Below are 1,196 nucleotides of genomic sequence, written 5' to 3'. Positions count from 1 at the left end.
TCATTACCTTTCATTTTGTCTGTTGTCGGTGTAATAAAGTTCGGAGGAAATCGTTAGATTCCAGTTCCTTCCCAGCTTAGTTGGATTATCCCTTTTGCGATAAAGCCTGCGCAGCCAAGGAAAAGTACTAACCATACGATACGACGACCAAATGCAGGAACATTTCCCTGCTTTAGAACGTCTTTAATTGCCATTCCGATTAGAAAGAAAATCGCGGCAAACAGAAGATCTAAACCAACAGATTCAATGATGTTCATGTAGTCGTAAAGCATGGGAACCTTATATACCAAATTTGCTTGGGCGCACTATATCACTGTTGTGAGATAAAGTTAATCTGCTGTGATTACACAGCTCTCATTTATATCGACTAATCAACCTATCTAAGTGATGAATTTCCTTATTGCACGGAGCACTTCAGCGGGCTTTTCCGCGTGTAGCCAATGTCCAGTATTGGCGATAACATGTGCCTTTGCGTTGGAAAACTGCTGTTGAACGGCGGTTTGATGTTCAGCCGTCAGGTAATCTGAGTCACCACCCTTGATTAGCAAGGTTTTGACCGAGGTTTTGTCAATCGGTTCCCAACCAATAATCTGTGGGTAGTTGTTTAATAGCGAGGCAACATTGAAACGCCATTCCATGATGCCTTGTTCTGATTTGAACAAAGATTTCGTTAAGAACTGGCGAACCCCATCAATTTCGATATGTTTTGCGAGGACCTTAAGCGCCTCTGAGCGTGATGTCGGTTTTTCTTCTATCACAGCTTGTAGGCCTGCGAATACGTTGTCGTGACGATTTTGGGTGTACGCGACTGGTGCCATATCTAAGACAATCAATTTATGCAGCGTCAGATGTTGTGCCAGTGCCATCGCTACCTTGCCACCCATCGAGTGACCAATCACAGTGACACCTTCTAACTCAAGATCATTCAGCAGTTGAGCCACATCTTGTGCCATAGCTTGATAATTATGAGTGTCATTATGGAAAGATTGGCCGTGGTTACGTAGATCGATGCTAAGTACCTGATGATCGGTTTTTAGATCCCTAGCGAGCAAGCCAAGGTTGTCCAAATTTCCGAATAATCCATGGATCAAAACAATGGTGTGACCCTCACCTTCAATTTTATAGTTGAGCTGTACTGACATTTTTATCTTATTCATGGTGGGTTTGACGTAGAGTATCCGCGCGGATCTCGCTAT

Annotated in this window: 2 protein-coding genes; both read right to left on the bottom strand. The window is 43.3% G+C overall.

Going from position 1 to position 1,196, the window contains the following annotated elements; all coding sequences use genetic code 11:
- Positions 1–53: 53 nt before the first annotated feature.
- Positions 54–272: a DUF2788 domain-containing protein gene (locus tag AB4496_RS26370; protein WP_009847328.1), complete on the bottom strand. Its 219-nt coding sequence runs from the start codon at positions 270–272 to the stop codon at positions 54–56.
- Between the two features lie 108 nt (positions 273–380).
- On the bottom strand, positions 381–1,142 hold the full coding sequence (locus AB4496_RS26365; protein WP_009847327.1) for an alpha/beta fold hydrolase: 762 nt from the start codon (positions 1,140–1,142) through the stop codon (positions 381–383).
- Between the last annotated feature and the right edge of the window lie 54 nt (positions 1,143–1,196).

The organism is Vibrio sp. 10N.222.46.A1 (assembly GCF_041473595.1).
In the GTDB taxonomy this organism is placed as follows: domain Bacteria; phylum Pseudomonadota; class Gammaproteobacteria; order Enterobacterales; family Vibrionaceae; genus Vibrio; species Vibrio tasmaniensis_A.
Note: the sequence above shows the minus strand (reverse complement) of the source record. Positions and strands in the feature narration are given on the sequence as shown.

Bases quoted from the DNA above. Each gene is read 5' to 3' on its own strand.
- AB4496_RS26365 (WP_009847327.1), bottom strand. From the start codon at position 1,142: ATGTCAGTACAGCTCAACTATAAAATTGAAGGTGAGGGTCACACCATT.
- AB4496_RS26370 (WP_009847328.1), bottom strand. From the start codon at position 272: ATGCTTTACGACTACATGAACATCATTGAATCTGTTGGTTTAGATCTT.